The sequence below is a fragment of the Sphingomonas trueperi genome (genome assembly GCF_011927635.1).
Classification (GTDB): domain Bacteria; phylum Pseudomonadota; class Alphaproteobacteria; order Sphingomonadales; family Sphingomonadaceae; genus Sphingomonas; species Sphingomonas trueperi.
Window position 1 is genome coordinate 1 of sequence record NZ_JAATJB010000007.1, and the last position, 16339, is coordinate 16339.

A 16339-nucleotide genomic window follows, 5' to 3' on the forward strand; every position below is an offset into this window, starting at 1 on the left:
CCGAAGCCGAAGCGAACTACTATGCTGCCGCTGAGCAGATCGTTATGGCGGCGTGACTCACATCTAATGGCCTCCGGCAAACCCGGCGCGGTTCAACCTGACGGCATATTTGACGGTATCAGCACTGCGCCGGCGGAGGAGATACCGGCATGCTCACCGATGCAGCCGTCCGTCGAGTCAAACCGCGGGACAAAGCATTTAAGACTCAGGACATGCACGGCATGTACCTCCTCGTTCAGCCTGGCGGTGATTCGGTACTGGCGGTGGGATTTCGTCACGACGGCAAGCCGGGCACGGTGGCGCTGGGCGTCTATCCTAACGTCTACCGGAAGGACCGCGCGAATGCTCGGAAGATTGCCTACCTTGCCCTTAGGGGTAGATTGCCGGCATCCTGGAACAGCAGCGATGCCGGCGATCAGACTTAGAACGGGCTGTTACCTGCCCAGCTGGCGCTCTGGCAGTCTAATGGTAGCGTCAAGGCCCGCGCCACCGGCTGAGGTTGCGCTCGTGAAGCTGTAGGTTGCGGCCGCGAGGTGCCATCCCCGGGGCGTCCAGTCGGCGAGGACCTTCGGCTCGATCTTCACGACCACCGAACGACTCTCGCCGGGAGAAAGTTCGACCCTCGCAAAACCCGCCAGGCGGCGCGTGTCGATGGCGCCCCGCCGGGTCAGGTAGAGCTGCACCACCTCGGCACCGGCGACCTTGCCGACGTTCCGCACGGTCACCGTCGCCTCGGGTTGGGCACCGCCGCGGATCTGCAAGGCGGACTGCTCGAACCGCGTGTAGCTCAAGCCATGGCCGAAGGGGAACAGCGGCCTTGTGCCTTTGGCAGCGTACCAGCGATAGCCCACCTCCGCACCCTCGGGATAGGTCGCCGTAGCCTGCGAACCTTCCGGCTGCCCCCAGCCGGGAATCTCCGCGCGGGGGAGCTGCGTCTCATCCGAAGGGAAGCTGATCGGCAGCCGGCCCGAGGGGTTGACCTTGCCGGTCAGCACGTCGGCGATCGCCGCGCCGCCCTCCTGCCCCGGATACCAGGCCTCGACCACCGCCTTCACCTTGTCCAGCCACGGCATCTTCACCGGATTGCCGGTCTCCAGCACCACGATCGTGTTGGGATTGGCGGCGGCGACGGCGGCGATCAGCGCGTCCTGCCCCTCGGGCAGCGTCATGCTGAAGTCATTGCCCTCGCTGCTCCACGCGGTGGCGAACACGATCGCCACGTCCGACTGCTTCGCGAAGGCCGTTGCCGCAGCAAGGTCATAGCCGCTGTCATACTCCACCTTCGCCCCCGGCATGGCGGCGGCCAGCGCACGCAGCGGCGAGGAGGGCATATAGAGCTGGCGGGCCCAGGCCCCCATCATGCCCCGCCCGCCCAGCGGCAGCACCGTCACCTGGCCCTTGGGCGTCACCTGGCTCGACCCGCCGCCGGACAGCACGCCCAGATCGGCATGGCCGCCGATCACCGCGACCGACTTGGCGCCCGCCAGCGGCAGCGCATCGCCGTCGTTCTTGAGCAGCACGATTCCCGCTGCGGCCACCGCGCGCGCCGCGGCGGCATGGGCGGCTTCGTCGATCGCGCCTTCCGCGAGCGGCGCGTCCGCGCCCACCGCGTAAAGCGAGCGCAAGATTCGCCGGACGCTGTCGCGCACCCGTTCCATCGGCACGCGGCCTGCCGCCACTTCGGCGCGCAGCGGCTTGTCGAAGAATATCTGCTTGTCGAGCTGCGCGCCGGACTGCTGATCCAGCCCCTTGGCGAAATAGCTCACGTCGTGCACCGCGCCCCAATCGGACATCACCCAGCCGGGAAAGCCCCAGTCGCGCTTGAGCACCTGATTCAGCAGAAAGTCGTTGCCGCAGGCATAGTCGCCGTTGACGCGGTTATAGGCGCACATCACCGATCCGGGCTTGCCGTCCTCGATCGCCAGCTGGAAGGCGAGCAGATCGCTCTCCCGGAACGGCTTCTCGTCGATGCGTGCGTCGATGCTGTTGCGCAGCGTCTCCTGGTCGTTCAGCGCGAAATGCTTGATCGTCGAGACGACCTTCTGGCTCTGGATGCCGCGAATGGAGGCGCCCGCCAGCCGGCCGGCGAGCAGCGGATCCTCCCCCAGATATTCGAAATTGCGGCCGTTGCGCGGATCGCGCGCCAGGTTCACGCCGCCGGCGAGCAGGATGTTGAAACCCTTTTGCCGCGTCTCGTTGCCGGCTACCGCCCCGCCCTTGAAGGCGAGTTCGGGGCTCCAGGTCGCCGCCAGCGCGAGGCCGGACGGCAGGGCGGTCGAATAGTCGCCCTTGCGCAGCTGGAGCGGATTGGCGACGCCCAGGCTGGCATCGGTCTCGTACAGGTCGGGTATGCCGAGCCGCGGCACGCCGGGGATCCAGCCGGCGGTGGGCTTCAGGTCCGCGCGCGGCAGCGGCGGCGTGCCCGGAAAGGCGATCGGCATGATGCCGTGGAGCAGCTGGAACCGCTCGTCATCGGTCATCTTCGCCTCGGCCGCGCGGGCGCGCGCATCCGCCGCGTCGATGCTCTTCGGCGCGGTCTGCGCCATCGCCGTGCCGCTCATCAGGCCCAGAACGAGCCAACCCAAACCGATCCTCTTCATGTCCCTCTCCCTGTTTTATCGTCGGATGCGCGGCGGCGGTGGTGCCGCGCAGATGAAATCGCTTTCCTTCGTGCCGTCCCCGCTGCGGTGCAGGGCGCGGGCCGGATAGGCGCAGATCGGTCGGGTCGTGCCGTCGGCGAGCGTGCCGGTGAGCCGCGCGGGTGCCTGCCCCTGCTCCACCCAGCGCTCGATCGCGGCCTGCGCATCGAACCGGTTTGGTCCGTCCCCGCCGCCGCAATGTCCCATGCCCGGCACGAGGAACAGCCGGTACCAGTCCGCTGCCGCGCCCGTTCGCGCGAGCATCGCCCGGCGATAGGTGAGCGTATCGAGCGGCGAGACCACCGGATCGGCAAGGCCGTGATAGACGAGCAGCCTGCCGCCCCGTGCGCGATAGGCGCGCAGGTCCGCATCGGTCGCGTCGATCACCGGCGACAGACGCCGCATCGCGGCGGGCAGGTCGCGCGCATAGGAGAAGCGCCACCAGTTCCAGGCAGGATCGTCGAACGCCCAGACCCGCCAGAAATTGACCCGCATCGGCTGGCTGGGCTGGCGTGGATCCGCCCAATAGGCGCTCCACCCCGCCTCGCTGCCGGGCAGCCAGGGGAAGGTGACCTGCGCGCCGCGCGCATCGCGCACCCCCGCCCGCATCCTGGCGACCGCCGCCACCTTTTCGGCGCTGAGGCAACCGACGGTCTGCCCCGGCCGGCAAAGCAGCGCAGCCGGATCGGGCCGGCACTGGAGCGGATCGTTCAGCCAGCGATCGCCGGGCAAGCCTCCGGCGGCCTTGCCATTGGCACCGCGACACAAGGCGAAGCTCTGCGCAGCGAGCAGCTTCAGGTCTTGCCCGTCGAGGATCGGAGCCTGATCGTCGCCCGCGCGGTGGTTCGACAAATATTGCCAGAGGAACGCGGCGTTGAGGCGAACGCGGTTGGACCCCGGCGCGCCGGCAACGATGCCGTCGAAGTCGCGCGGGAAACGCTGCGCCTCCATCATCGCCTGGTGGCCGCCGGTCGAGCAGCCGTTGAAATAGCTGTGCGCCGCCGCACGGCCGTAGAAGCGCGCCACCAGCTGCTTCGCGGCCAGCGCGGTCTCATGGACGGCGCGCCATCCCCAGTCGGCGATCGTTTGCGGGCGGCCGCGGGCGAAGTCGGGATCGTCGCCTTCATGCCCCGTATCGGTCGCGACCACCGCGCTGCCGCGCGCCAGCCCCTCCGCCATCGCCGCTTCGGGCAGGGCCGAGGCATAGCCGCCATTGCCCAGCATCTGGAGCCGACCGCTCCAGCTGCGCGGCAGCCAGAGTTCATAGCCGATCCGCGAGCCCTGTACCGGCTGCAGCGTGCCGATCACCCGGCAATGCGCGGGCAAATGTCGTCCGGCTATGACCCGCGCCTCGGCCCATTCGGTGCGACTGTCGGCGATCTGCCGCGAAAGCGCCGCGCAGGCGGCCTCGGGTGCGGCCGGGGTTGCCAATGCCAGGGCGAGGCTAGCGAAGGACATCGCTCTTCTCGGCCTGATCGATCAGCCGCGCACCGTCGTCCGCAAGCAGCCAGCCTTGCGCGATCTGCTCCGCCACCACGGAGCGGACGCGCGCCACGAAGCCTGCATGGTCACGGTAGCGGGCCTCCAGCGACGGGCGCGGATCGCCCCTGGCGCGACGTTCGGCCTCGGTGCGGGCGAAGGGGATGAAGCCGCCGACAAAGCCGCAGTTGCCGCCCGCACCATAGCCGCGCGCCAACTGGTTCCAGCCGGTATAGGTCCCCAAAGGCACCTGCAGCTGCACCGAGGGCACGCCCGCCGTCTCGTTGCCGTCGGCATTCACCCGCGGCACCAGCTGCGGGATCGTACCCCGCACGGCCGGCGGCTGGCGGGTGAGCACGCCGCTGAGATCGACGGCATGGAAGCCGGGGCCGAAATCATAGTCGGGCAGCTGGTTGAGCATGCCGGTGGGGCCTGGCACGCCGGGGATCGCGGGCCAGCCCATTGCCGACGCGGTCGCCTCCACCAGATCGCCGGCGGCCAGCATCGGGTAGCGGCTGGGCGGAGGCGCCTTGCCGGTCTGTACCCAGTCGGCAAGCGCCTTGAGCAGCGCACGCCGGGTATCCATCGAGGGATTGGGATTGAACGCGAGCGTGCAGGCGGGCGCGCCGGGAAAGGCCTTGTCGCCGTCCAGCGGGAAGCCGCCGACATAGGAGCCGCCATGCGTCACACCGGGAAAGTAATAGCGGCGGACATTGGCCGGCAGCGGCACGTCCGCCCTGGCATCGGTACCGATCAGCCCCGGCGACATGCGCAGGCCCCAGAACTCGGCCGAGCCGAAGGTCTCGACGATCTTGGGACAGGTGCGCGTCGCGGTGCAGCGGTCGAGCAGGCTGGAGACGCCTCTGCCTCGCCTTTTGTCGTCATAGCGGCTCCACCACAGGCTGCCCTCGCTGCCCGGCTCGAACATGCCCGCCGCGCCGCCGGGAACGCCGAAACGGATGTTCAGCGGCACCTGCCGTGCGGCGATGTTCGGGTTGGCGCCGTCAAATACCCGGTGCCCGTCCTCCGCCTGGTTGAAGCCGAGCGCGATCAGGCTGCGGACGAAATTGCCCGATTGCGACGTGCCGCTGACGATCGCCCAGCGGATCGTGCCCGCCAGCGGATTGGGCGTGCCGTCATCATCGACCTTGGCGAAGCGCAGGAACGCATTGAGGTCGCGCACCGCGGCGAAGCCGATGCCGAGCACCCTGGGATCCTTGCCGCGATAGACGAGCGTATAACCCTTGGCGGCGTCGAACCCGCCGCGCAGGCAGAGCTGGCGGGGGTCGGGCGTGCCGGGAAAGGGCTGCGTGCGGCAATCGGCAAAGGCCCAGTCCCGCGCAGCCATCGCCTTGCGCGACGCATCGTCGCCCGCCTGCACGAACAGCGTTGCCTGGCGGGTGTCCAGCGACACCGGCAACGGGCGCGGCGTTGGGCGACCGATGCCGCCGTCGATGGGCATGCTGGCCGTGCTGGTGGCGACGCCGGTGAAGCGCTGGAGCACCCAGCCGGTCAGCCCCGCTGCGGTGGGCACCGCGAGGGTCTGGATACCCGGCTGCGGCGCAATGTCCCCCTGCCAGCCGCTCACCACCCGCACATGGCCTTCCGCATCGGCGGCGACGTCGCCATTGCCGCGATTGGGCACGTCGTACAGGAGGAAGCCGCTGGCCCGCGCCGGATCGGCAGGCAAGGCGATGGCGAAGGTCGCGCGGTAGGCGACACGACCATCCTTCCGCCGGGGCGCGGCTGCGAGATCGGTAATGATCGCATTGCGGCGGTCGCGCGGATCGATCGTGCCTTCATAATGGCCGCGCAGGATCACATAGGCCGGCGCGCCGGGCCGCACCGCCGGCACCTCGCGCCGCTGCTCGACGACGAAGCGGGTGACCCGCGCTTCCGCCGCGCCGGTCCCCAACAGGCTGGCCGTGGTCGCCGCCAGCAACAGGTGATGGCGCTTCATTCCGCATCCTCCACGCGCAATGCGTCGTCGATCGGCAGGTCGAGCAGTTGCGCGCCCAGCGACTTGCCATGGGCATCCAGCGCCAGCGAGCGGGTGACGCCGCCGCTCAGCGCGCCTTCGAGCACGAAATTGAGCGCGCCCAGCCCCGGCAGGGCATAGCGGGTCGCCTGCCGCACCCGCAGGCCGGCGAGATGGGCCAGCACGCGCGGCACGGTCACCGCCGCGAGCAGGCGCGGATAATCGGCCGGGTCGAAGGCAATGACCGAGAACTGCGAGAGGTCGCCCTTGTCGCCGGTACGGACGTGCGCGATGTCGCCGAGCAGCATTCAGGCCTCCACCAGCGTGATCGCGGGCCGGACCTGCGCCGCCGGGATCAGCGTCGAGGCGACGGCAAGCACCGGGCGCACCGCCGCCGTCGCGCCGCCGCCGCCGAACGGCCCGTTGGTGTACAGTGCCTCGACCTCCCGCCCGATCAGCGCCGCCGCCTCGGCCGTGGCGGCGCGCCCGACGACGCGCAGCCGCACCTCGCGCGGGTCGACCTCCGGCGGCCGGCCGGTCCGATCGACCGAGTCGAGCCCGATCAGCGTGCTGCGCAGCTCGGTCACCGGGGCACCGATGATCGCCAGCCGCTCCTCGACGATGGCGGCGGCGAGCCGCGCGCGCCCGACCGCGCCGGGCCCCGCATAGGAAATCTGCCCTTCGCCGATAAAGCCGTCGTCATAGCCGATCGAGACCTTGAGCGCGTCGGGTCGCTGCCGACCGTCGCCACCAGAGACCGCGATGCGATCGGGCCCCAGCTCGGCGAAGCGCACCGACCGGAAATCGGCCACGACATCGGCCTGGGCATAGGCGCCCGGATCGAGGATCTCGTACAGCAACTGCTCCTTGCAGCTGGCCAGCGTCAGCGCACCGCCCGATCCTGCGACCTTGCCGAGCACGGCGCTCGCATCCGCCGATACCTCGGCGAAGGGAAAGCCCAGCCGGGCGAGGCCGGGCACCTGCTTGCGGCCGTCATCGGCGAAATAGCCGCCGGTCAGCTGGCCGGCGCATTCGAGCAGATGGCCGATCACGGTGGCGCGGCCGATCAACGGCGCATCGTCCAGCGACCAGCCGAACGCATGCACCATCGGCCCGACGAACAGCGCGGGATCGCCCACCCGGCCGGTGATCACCACCTCGGCGCCTTGCGCCAGCGCGTCGGCGATCGGCCCCGCCCCCAGATAGGCGTTGGCGGAGACGATGCGGGCGAGATCGGCGCTGGTACCCGGACGGTCGATCAGCGGATGCTCGGCGCCGCGGACCAGATCGAGCACGTCGTCGCCGGTGACGGCAGCGATGCGCAGGCCCTGCAGCCCCATGTCGCGGGCAAGCGCGGCGACGGCATGGGCGGCGCCGACCGGGTTGGCGGCGCCCGCATTGGTGACGATCCGCACCCCGCGCGCGCGCGCCGCCGGCAAAACCCGGCGCATCCGTTCGAGCAACAGCGGATCGAAGCCGCCGTGCGGGTCGCTCTGGCGGAGCTGCTGCGCCGCGGCGATGGTGCGCTCGGCCAGGCATTCGAAGACGAGGAAGTCGAGATCGCCCTGCTCGACCAGCTCCAGCGCCGGTTCGATCCGGTCGCCTGCGAAGCCGGCGCCGGCGCCGATGCGGATGGGTTCCGGTCTCACAGCGGGAGCACTCCGATCAGCAGCGCGGCGGCAACCATCACCAGCGTCGCGGCGAACAGCCAGGGGATGGCGAAGCGCTGGTGCGCGCCGAGCTCGATGCCGCTCAGTCCCGCGACGAGGAACGTCGCCGGGGTGAGCGGGCTGACCGGGAATCCGGTGGTCATCTGCCCGAGCAGCGCGGCCTGCGCCATGGTCGCCGGCGCGTGGCCGAACCGGGTGCCGACCTCGGCCAGCACCGGGAGCACGCCGAAATAGAAGGAGTCGGGATCGAACAACAGGCTGAGCGGCATCGAGGCCACCCCGAGCAGCACCGGCAGGCTTCCGCCCACGCCCTCCGGCACGTGCTGCGCCACCGCCTCGGCCATCGCCCGGATCATGCCCGATCCGTTGAGGATGCCGGTGAACGCGCCCGCCGCGAACAGCACGCCCGCCATCAGCAGCGCCGCGCGCGCATGCGCGTCGATCCGGGCGCGCTGCTGGGCGGCATCGGGATAGTTGATCATCAACGCCAGCGCCGTCCCGATCATGAAGGCCACGACCGGCTCGACCAGCCCCGCGATCATCGTGCCCACGACGGCGAGCGTGAGCAGGATATTGAACGGCATCAGCTGCGGGCGGCGCAGGTTGGGATCGTCCGCCATCGGCTCGGCGGCGGCCGCGGATGCCATCGTAGCGCCCGCCGACCTGGGCAGCGGAATGCCGGCGGCGATGCGCCGCTCCTCGCGAAGCCCAAGCCACCAGGCCGCGGTGAAGACGAAGGCGAGCCCTGCTGCCTGCACGCCGATCATCGGCACGAACAGCTGCGCCGCCGGCACCTTCAGCGCCGCCGAGGCGCGCAGCGTCGGTCCGGTCCAGGGCAGGAAGTTGACCCCGGCGGCGAGCGAAGCGGTGCAGGCCAGCACCCGCCGGTCCATGCCGAGCCGGTCATAGAGCGGGCGGAGCGCCGGGATGGTGATCAGGAAGCAGACCGCCCCCGAACCGTCGAGATGGATCAGCAGCGCCAGCAGCGCGGTGCCGATGGCGATATGGCGGGGCCGCTCGCCCACCAGCCGCAGCACCAGCCCGACCAGCGGCGCAAGCAGCCCGGCATCGGTCATGATCCCGAAGAACAGGATGGCGAAGATGAACATGCCCGCGACCGGTGCGATCTTCCCGATGCCGGCCAGCACATAGGCCGGGATCGCCCCGCCCAGCCCGGCGAGCAGCGCCGCGGCAACCGGCACCAGGATGAGCGCGGCGAGCGGCGATGTCCGGTTCGACAAGATGAGCGCGAGCAGTGCCAGGACCGCAAGGGCGCCGATAAAGGCCAGCATAATCCTCCCCACCCGGTCGATGCCGGGCAGCGCAATCATGCGGAGGAGCAACCCATACCGCAATGTCAAACATTCTATTGATCAATGCATATTGTTGATGGGTTGGAGACGGGCGCGAGCCATCAACTTTCCGGATCAATGCTTCCAAACTTTCTATTTTTTAAAAGCGCCTCTGCGTCGCATAGCGGAGCGGCAGGCTCGGGAAGACACCAGCCGAACATCAGGGGAGGTTCTGCGCACCCGCTGCGCCGAGGCCGGCATGTCGCCGGCCGTACAGTCCCCGCCTGCCAAAAATTGAGGGGAGTGCCATGACCAACGCTCGATCGCACCGCCTGTGCGCCAGCATTTCGCTCGCGACCGCCAGCCTTGCGCTGCTGCATGCCGGAACCGCCTTTGCGCAGACGACGTCCGCGCCCGAGGCCGCACCATCCGACACCATGCAAGCCGCGCCGCCCGCCGAGCAAGAGATCATCGTCACCGGTTCCTTCCTTCGCAACGTGCGGCAGGAGGATCGCGCCTCACCGATCCTCTCGGTCAGCGCGGCCGACATCGCGCGCACCGGCGTCAACGCGCTCGCCGACATCACCCGCTATATCCCGCAGAATGTCGGCAGTGCCGGCGGCATCCAGGATCTTGCCAAGGGCGGTGGCGCGGACTCGCGCGACACGCGCTCGGCCAATCTTCGCGGTCTGGGCGCCGGGGCGACGCTGGTGCTGCTCAACGGCCGCCGGGTGGTACCGACCGACGGCTTCGTCAACCTCAACAGCCTGACGCCCGAGATCGCCATCGCGCGGCTGGAGACCGTGCTGGACGGCGCCTCCTCCACCTATGGCGCGGATGCCGTGGCCGGCGTCCTCAACGTGATCACCGATACGCGGTTCGAGGGGGTGAAGCTCACCGGCCAGTATACGCATATCGAGGACACGCCGGCGTTCAACGTGCAAGGCATGGTCGGGCTGGGCGACGACCGCATCCGCAGCGTCACCTCCTTCGCCTATCGCAACATCGAGCGGCTGCAGAATGGCGACCGCGACGTCACCAACTTCTTCAACCCCTCATCGGGCTCCGGCGCCAATCCCGGCGCCTTCGTGCTCTATGCCCGCCCGCGCACCGCGAGCGCCGGCGACGTCGTGATCAACGGCAACAATTATTCGGCATTGTACGATCGCTTCAAGAACGCCGCAGGCACGCTGACCGTCGTCGATCCGGATTGCGGATCGGCCGCGACGCAGAGCCGCTACGTGCCGGCCGCGAACAGCCCCGGCTTCGGCCTCGGCGCGTGCCAGTTCAGCTTCCAGGCGCAGAACCCGATCCGCCCCGCCTCGCAATCGGTGCTCGTCCACAACGACACGCGGTTCAAGTTCGCCCCCGGCCATGCGCTGTACGTCGAGTTCGGCCTCTATCACCAGGATGCGCAGCGCTACGGCGTCCCCTCCTTCGCCCAGAACCGCAACGGCCCCACCCCGCCGATAGTGCCGGGCAGCAACCCGCTCAATCCCTTCGGCGTCGATGTCGGCTTCATCGGCCGCGCGATCGGATCGCAGGGCTTCGCCGGCACGCGCTACAAGGTGCAGCGCGACCAGGTTGACCAGCGGCACCTCGTGGTCGGCGCGGAAGGGGCGATCTCCAGCCGGTGGAATTATGCCGCCAGCTTCACCTGGTCGCGCGGCGAAGTGAATTCGGTCGACAAGGACACCGACATGCGGCTGTTCCAGGCCGCGCTGAACGGCTTTGGCGGCCCCAACTGCAACATCCGGTTCAACGGCGCGGGCTCGGGCGCGGTGCCGGGTTCGGGCAACTGCCTGTATCTGAGCCCCTTCGCCAAGGACAATCTGACGCAGGACCCGTCGCTGCTCTACAACATCCAGACCGAAGAGACCTCGACCAACATCCGCGAATATCTGATCGGCGAGGCCGTGCTGAACGGCACGCTGGTAGAGATCGCGGGGCGGCCGCTGGACATCGCGGTCGGCACCCAGTTCCGCAAGGAGCGGCAGGTGGGCCGCTATTCGGACCTGTTCCAGAACGGCTTCGGCGCCTTCAACGGCCCGTTCCGCGATACCGACCTCAAGCGCGAGGTGAAGAGCGTCTTCGCCGAGGCGAACTTCAAGCCGCTCGACACGCTGACGCTCAATGCCGCCGCCCGCTACGAGGATTATGGCAACTTCAACACCGTCGCGCCCAAGCTGTCGGCGAACTGGCGGATCATCCCGGAAATCGCGATCCGCGCCTCGGCCAGCAAGGCGTTCCAGGCGCCGGCCATCGCCAACTCCAGCAACGCGCTGATCGGCACCAACGTCGCCAACATCATCGATCCGCGCGACGGCTCGCTCGTGTTCCGATCGGTGCTGCAATATGGCAACCCGTCGCTCCAGCCGCAAAAGGCCGACGTCTTCAATATCGGCACGACGCTGCTGCCGGTGCGCGGTGCCAGCCTGTCGGTCGACTATTGGCATTATCGCTATCGCAGCCAGATCCAGCTGCAGAACGGCCAGGCAGTGATCAACGCCGACCCCAATGGGCCGAACGTGATCCGCGATGCGGCCGGCGTGGCGCAGTCGGTGATCGTCACCTCCTATAATGCCCCCAGCGGCACTGCGACCTCGGGCATCGACGTCGCCGGACGCTATGAGGGTACCACCGGCCCGGTCGGCTTCACCTTCCGCGACAACCTCAGCATCCTGGTCAAATACGATGTCGATACCGGTACGCTGGTCTATGATGGCGTCGGCAAGCGCAACAACTACCAGACCTCGCCGCTCACCGCCGCCGCCGCACCGCGCTACCGCAACGTCGCCGGCGTCGACGTCTCGCTGGCCGATCATGCGCTGAGCATCGACTGGCGCTATGTCTCCAGCGTCCGCGATGACTATCAGCAGGTCGTCGGTGCGCCGGAAGTGGCGCGGATCGGCGCCTGGTCGGTGTTCGACGCGCAGTACAATTTCCGGTTCGGCCCGGATCGCCGCTTCGAGCTCGGCGTCGGCGTGACCAACCTGTTCGACAAGGCGCCGCCGCACGCGATCTATACCGGCTACCTCTCCTCGGTCGCCGATCCCTATGGCCGCCAGACCTATATTCGCGCGAGCGCCCGCTTCTAGCGCGTAGCCCGACCCGTTCCCTCCTCAGGGGCGCGCGAGCGATCGTGCGCCCTCTTTTTTGGTCAGCGGGCGACTTTCAGGAAATGCTCGAGAAAGCGCTGCGCCGCCGGCGGCAGCGTCCGGTCGGCCAGCCGCGCCACGCCGATCGTGCGCTCGATCACCGGATCGACCAGCGGGCGCGCCGCGATCCGGCCGCCGTGGAGCATCCGCAAGGTGGTTTCGGGGAGTGCCGTGATCCCCAGCCCCGCTTCGATCAGCGCGCCTACCGTCGCCAGCTGGGTGCAGTCGTACAGCGCCCGCGCGGCGACATTGGCCTGGAGCATCGCCGCGTCGGTAAGCGCGCGGACGCTACTGCGCGGCGCCATGGCGATGAAAGGATGCTCGGCGAAGATGCTCCACCGCGCCGGCTTGCCGGTATCGAGCGGGCCGCCGGCGGGTACCACCAGCACCATGGCATCCTGCATCAGCGGATCGAAGACGAACTTGCCGGCGTCGGGGGGCGTGGTCACCGCCAGGTCGAGCTGGCGCTCCTCCATCGCCTGGAACAGCGCGCCGGACAGGTGATCGCGCAACACGATCTCGACCTGGGGATGCAGCTCGCGGAAGCTGGCGATCGCCGCCGGCAGCGTGCCCGCCGCGACCGACGGCAGCGCGCCGATCACCACGCGACCCCGCGATCCCGCGAAATTCTGCGCCAGTTCCGAAAAGGCGTGGTCGAAGTCGGCGGTCAGCCGCTCGACGATCGGCAGCAGCGCCTCGCCGGCGCTGGTGAGCGCGACATTGCGCGAATTGCGATCGAACAGGCGCACGCCCAATTGCTCCTCGAGCAGCCGGATCGTGCGGCTGAGCGCCGGCTGCGACACATTGGCCGAGCGGCCGGTCTCGCTGAAACTGCCATGCTGGGCGACCTGCAGAAACAGCCGCAGGCTCGTTAGATTCGGCGTCCGCCGCATTCTGCCCTCTCCTCGCAAACCGATCCGCTTTTGTTATCCGATCGGCGGATCATGTTATTGCGTCGATGACGCTTCGGGCAAGTGCGCCCGCCATCGTTTCATTCTTGTAATCAATCGATCCACTAATTCTATTTCTTCGCTGAATAGCAATACGTCATACCTATTTTCGAGCGAAGCCGGTCGACACAGGCCGGGCACGAGAGGGGATTTCTGAAAGCGCACGCGCCGGCACACGCTGCCGCGCCGATCATCGACACGCGCCCGTCCGACACCCGTTCTCGGCCCGCCCATCCGACCGACCCGCTACGGGGCGAGCGATCGACATCGTCCCGCAAGACGAAATGGGAGGATGACGATGGAAGCAACGCGACGGCTGGTTCGGTCCGCGGCGGGCATGAGCATTTTGGCGCTGACGACGGCCCTTGCCGCACCCGCCTGGGCGCAGGAGGCGGTGCCGGAAACGACGGCCGCCGAGCCGCTCTCGCCTGCCCAGGAGCAGGAAATCATCGTCACCGGCACCAACATCTCGGGGGTGAAGCCGGTCGGATCGGAAACCGTCACCGTCAACCGCGACCAGATGCTCGCCACCGGCCTTACCGACGTCGCCTCGGTGCTGCAGACGCTGCCGCAGGTGCAGAACAACCCCAATTCGGGCGGTTCCGGCCCGGTCTATCGCCAGGGCGGCACCGCCGGATATGGCGGCAACTCGACCCAGGGCACCGCGATCAACCTGCGCGGCCTGGGCACCTCCGCCACGCTGACGCTGGTCGATGGCCGGCGGGTGGTGCCGAGCGGTGCCGCGACGACCTTCACCGAAGCGATCCAGCTGCCCATCGCCGCGATCGAGCGGGTAGAAGTGGTGAGCGACGGCAACTCCGCCATCTACGGCTCGGACGCGATCTCGGGCGTGATCAACTACGTGCTCCGCAAGCACTTCACCGGCATCGAGGTTACCGGCCGGGGCACGGTGACGCGCTACAACAACCAATGGGGCGGATCGATCACCGCCGGCTATGATTGGGGCAGCGGCAACGTCCTCGCTACCTATGACTATGATTATCGCGAGCCGTTCGCCAACGGCCGCTCCAAGTTCCTCCGTCGCGACCTCCGCGGCGTCGGCGGACCCGACACGCGTGCGGTGGACGCGACGCTGGGGGTGACCGGACCGACGCTGATCGTCGGCGGCAACGGCAGCCCATACAGCTATTACACGCTGCCGCGCGGGGCCGGCCCGGGGATCGCCTTCGGGCAGCTGACGCCGGGCGCCAATCTGGTCGACTCCGCCGATTACACCGACTTCCTCGGCAAGCAGAAGCGGCACCAGGGGGCGCTGATCCTGAACCAGGACGTGAACGACGCGATCTCGGTGTTCGCCCAGGGCTTCTACACCAAGCGCGACACGCTGAGCCGCGCCTATGGCAACAGCCGGCTCGGCAACAACATCACCATCTGCCAGGGGAGCCCCACCTATATCGGCGGCGCGCCGGCCAACGCCGCATCGTCTAGCGCCTTGTGCGGGGGTGCGCCGGGGCAGCTGATCGCGGTCGATCCGCTGCTGTTCTTCAACGGCCCGTCGGTCACCAGCAATCCGGCCGAGACGATCAGCGTCACAGGCGGCTTTACCGGCAAGCTGCCCGGCAGCTGGAAGGTGGACGGCTATTTCACCTATGCGCACGATTCCACCTGCGGCATCTGCAACTATGACAACAACGCCAATGGCGCGGCGCTGTCGGCCGAGATCCGGGCGGGCCGCATCGATCCGTTCACGACGACGCCGCTCACCGCCGCGCAATACGGCACGTTCATGGGATCGAACGTCCAGCTCGCGTACAACACCTTCTACGACAGCCTGCTGAAGCTCGACGGACCGCTGTTCGCGCTGCCCGCCGGATCGGTGCGCACCGCCTTCGGCGGCGAACTCGCCTATAATCGCCAGCATCTGGTCAACGGCAGCAACAACGCGTTCGAGAACAATCCCGCCAACAACAATTACGCCGTCACCAACGACACGACGGCGCGGCGCACCACCGCCTCGGCGTTCGCCGAGCTGTTCGTGCCGATCCTCGGTGCCGACATGGGGATACCGCTCGTCCAGTCGCTCGATCTCGATGCGGCGGTGCGCTACGACAATTATTCGGACTTCGGCTCGACCACCAACCCCAAGGTCGGCGCCACCTGGCGGGTGAACGACGCGCTTTCGATCCGCGGCTCCTGGGGCACCTCGTTCCGCGCGCCCGCGCTGACCGACACCAATCCGCGCAACTTCTCGGCGGCGGTGATCGGCGTGCCGATCGTCAACGCATCGGGCCGGCCGGACATCGGCTTCGTCTTCCCGGGCAACTCCAGCGCCTACCAGATCATCGGCGCCAATCCCGACCTCCAGCCGGAAACCGCCACGACCTGGTCCGCGGGCCTCGACTTCGCGCCCAAGACGTCGGGCTTCCGGGCGTCGGTGACCTATTACAACACGCATTACAGCAACCAGATCGTCGGCCAGAATACCGGCCTGTTCCTGTCGAACCCGACCTTCGCCTCGCTCTACAGCCGCTACATCATCCCGGTGAACAATCCGGCGACGTGCGTCAGCGGCAGCCCCGCCACCTACGACCCGGTGCTGGCCCGCTTCATCGCCGGACATCCCGCGCTCTACAACGTGCCCGTGCTCGGCGCCTGCTCGGTCAACGTCATCGTCGACGGCCGCTCGGCCAATGCCGCGACGACCTTCCAGGACGGCATCGACGTGCAGCTGAGCTACACGCTGCAGACCGGGATCGGCCGCTGGTTCGTCAGCGCCAACGCCACGCGTATCCTCAACCAGACGCTGCAGACCGTCGCCGGCGGCATGACCCAGGACGTGCTGGATACCTATTATTATCCGGTCAGCCTGCGCGGCCGCGGCCAGATCGGCTGGAACAAGTCGGGATTCGGGGTGAACCTGTTCGTCAACTATGTCGGCAGCTACACCAACACGATCCCGCTGCCCGGCCAGCCGCAATCCGAAGTGCCGTCCTGGACCACCGCCGATCTCGGCATCAGCTATGCCGTGCCCAAGGGCGGCAAACTGCTCGGCGGGTTGCGGCTCGGCCTCAACGTGCAGAACGTCACCAACGAAGATCCGCCGATCGTGTTGACCCGTGCCGGCAGCAATTTCGGTGCCTATGATCCGTCGAACGCCAATATCCTCGGGCGCACGTTCAATTTCCAGATTACCAAGAGCTTCTGACCATGAG

The 16339-nt window shown here is 68.3% G+C and carries 10 protein-coding genes; 3 read left to right on the top strand and 7 right to left on the bottom strand.

The features are described 5' to 3' along the window. The first annotated feature begins 149 nt into the window (after positions 1 to 149). Entirely contained in the window at positions 150 to 425 is a 276-nt protein-coding gene (locus GGR89_RS12320) for an Arm DNA-binding domain-containing protein (protein WP_125976769.1), read from the top strand. Positions 426 to 434: 9 nt separating this feature from the next. Here the strand turns inward: GGR89_RS12320 and GGR89_RS12325 are convergent, their stop codons facing one another. From GGR89_RS12325 to GGR89_RS12350, 6 genes are read right to left on the bottom strand one after another with little or no spacing between them, the layout of a single operon-like run. After that, a complete protein-coding gene (locus tag GGR89_RS12325; RefSeq protein WP_125976768.1) occupies positions 435 to 2600 on the bottom strand; it encodes a glycoside hydrolase family 3 C-terminal domain-containing protein in 2166 nt (721 codons plus the stop codon). A 15-nt stretch (positions 2601 to 2615) separates the two neighbouring features. Further along, a complete protein-coding gene (locus GGR89_RS12330; protein WP_125976767.1) occupies positions 2616 to 4097 on the bottom strand; it encodes a tannase/feruloyl esterase family alpha/beta hydrolase in 1482 nt (493 codons plus the stop codon). Beyond that, the gene (locus GGR89_RS12335) at positions 4084 to 6078 is read right to left on the bottom strand and encodes an alpha/beta hydrolase domain-containing protein (protein WP_125976766.1); all 1995 of its coding nucleotides are present in this window, start codon (positions 6076 to 6078) and stop codon (positions 4084 to 4086) included. Before GGR89_RS12335 ends, GGR89_RS12330 begins: the two co-directional genes overlap by 14 nt. Further along, on the bottom strand, positions 6075 to 6404 hold the full coding sequence (locus tag GGR89_RS12340; RefSeq protein WP_125976765.1) for an AtuA-related protein: 330 nt from the start codon (positions 6402 to 6404) through the stop codon (positions 6075 to 6077). Before GGR89_RS12340 ends, GGR89_RS12335 begins: the two co-directional genes overlap by 4 nt. Continuing rightward, positions 6405 to 7745, bottom strand: a complete 1341-nt coding sequence (locus tag GGR89_RS12345; RefSeq protein ID WP_125976764.1) for an acyclic terpene utilization AtuA family protein — start codon at positions 7743 to 7745, stop codon at positions 6405 to 6407. Then, complete coding sequence (locus tag GGR89_RS12350; RefSeq protein ID WP_209092254.1) at positions 7742 to 9097, bottom strand: CitMHS family transporter; 1356 nt, start codon at positions 9095 to 9097, stop codon at positions 7742 to 7744. The genes GGR89_RS12345 and GGR89_RS12350 overlap by 4 nt, the downstream gene beginning before the upstream one ends. Before the next feature lie 269 nt (positions 9098 to 9366). Here GGR89_RS12350 and GGR89_RS12355 point away from each other — a divergent pair, with 269 nt between their 5' ends. Continuing rightward, positions 9367 to 12156, top strand: a complete 2790-nt coding sequence (locus tag GGR89_RS12355; protein WP_125976762.1) for a TonB-dependent receptor domain-containing protein — start codon at positions 9367 to 9369, stop codon at positions 12154 to 12156. A gap of 62 nt (positions 12157 to 12218) precedes the next feature. On the opposite strand, the gene GGR89_RS12360 is transcribed toward GGR89_RS12355, so the two are convergent. Further along, positions 12219 to 13109, bottom strand: a complete 891-nt coding sequence (locus GGR89_RS12360) for a LysR family transcriptional regulator (RefSeq protein WP_125976761.1) — start codon at positions 13107 to 13109, stop codon at positions 12219 to 12221. 394 nt (positions 13110 to 13503) lie between these two features. On the opposite strand from GGR89_RS12360, the gene GGR89_RS12365 reads away from it, so the two are divergent. Then, the gene (locus GGR89_RS12365; protein WP_167712960.1) at positions 13504 to 16332 is read left to right on the top strand and encodes a TonB-dependent receptor domain-containing protein; all 2829 of its coding nucleotides are present in this window, start codon (positions 13504 to 13506) and stop codon (positions 16330 to 16332) included. Positions 16333 to 16339: the final 7 nt, after the last annotated feature.

Excerpts from the sequence above, each read along its gene's own strand:
- GGR89_RS12320 (WP_125976769.1), top strand. The coding sequence starts at position 150 with ATGCTCACCGATGCAGCCGTCCGTCGAGTCAAACCGCGGGACAAAGCA.
- GGR89_RS12325 (WP_125976768.1), bottom strand. The coding sequence starts at position 2,600 with ATGAAGAGGATCGGTTTGGGTTGGCTCGTTCTGGGCCTGATGAGCGGC.
- GGR89_RS12330 (WP_125976767.1), bottom strand. The coding sequence starts at position 4,097 with ATGTCCTTCGCTAGCCTCGCCCTGGCATTGGCAACCCCGGCCGCACCC.
- GGR89_RS12335 (WP_125976766.1), bottom strand. The coding sequence starts at position 6,078 with ATGAAGCGCCATCACCTGTTGCTGGCGGCGACCACGGCCAGCCTGTTG.
- GGR89_RS12340 (WP_125976765.1), bottom strand. The coding sequence starts at position 6,404 with ATGCTGCTCGGCGACATCGCGCACGTCCGTACCGGCGACAAGGGCGAC.
- GGR89_RS12350 (WP_209092254.1), bottom strand. The coding sequence starts at position 9,097 with ATGATTGCGCTGCCCGGCATCGACCGGGTGGGGAGGATTATGCTGGCC.
- GGR89_RS12355 (WP_125976762.1), top strand. The coding sequence starts at position 9,367 with ATGACCAACGCTCGATCGCACCGCCTGTGCGCCAGCATTTCGCTCGCG.
- GGR89_RS12360 (WP_125976761.1), bottom strand. The coding sequence starts at position 13,109 with ATGCGGCGGACGCCGAATCTAACGAGCCTGCGGCTGTTTCTGCAGGTC.
- GGR89_RS12365 (WP_167712960.1), top strand. The coding sequence starts at position 13,504 with ATGAGCATTTTGGCGCTGACGACGGCCCTTGCCGCACCCGCCTGGGCG.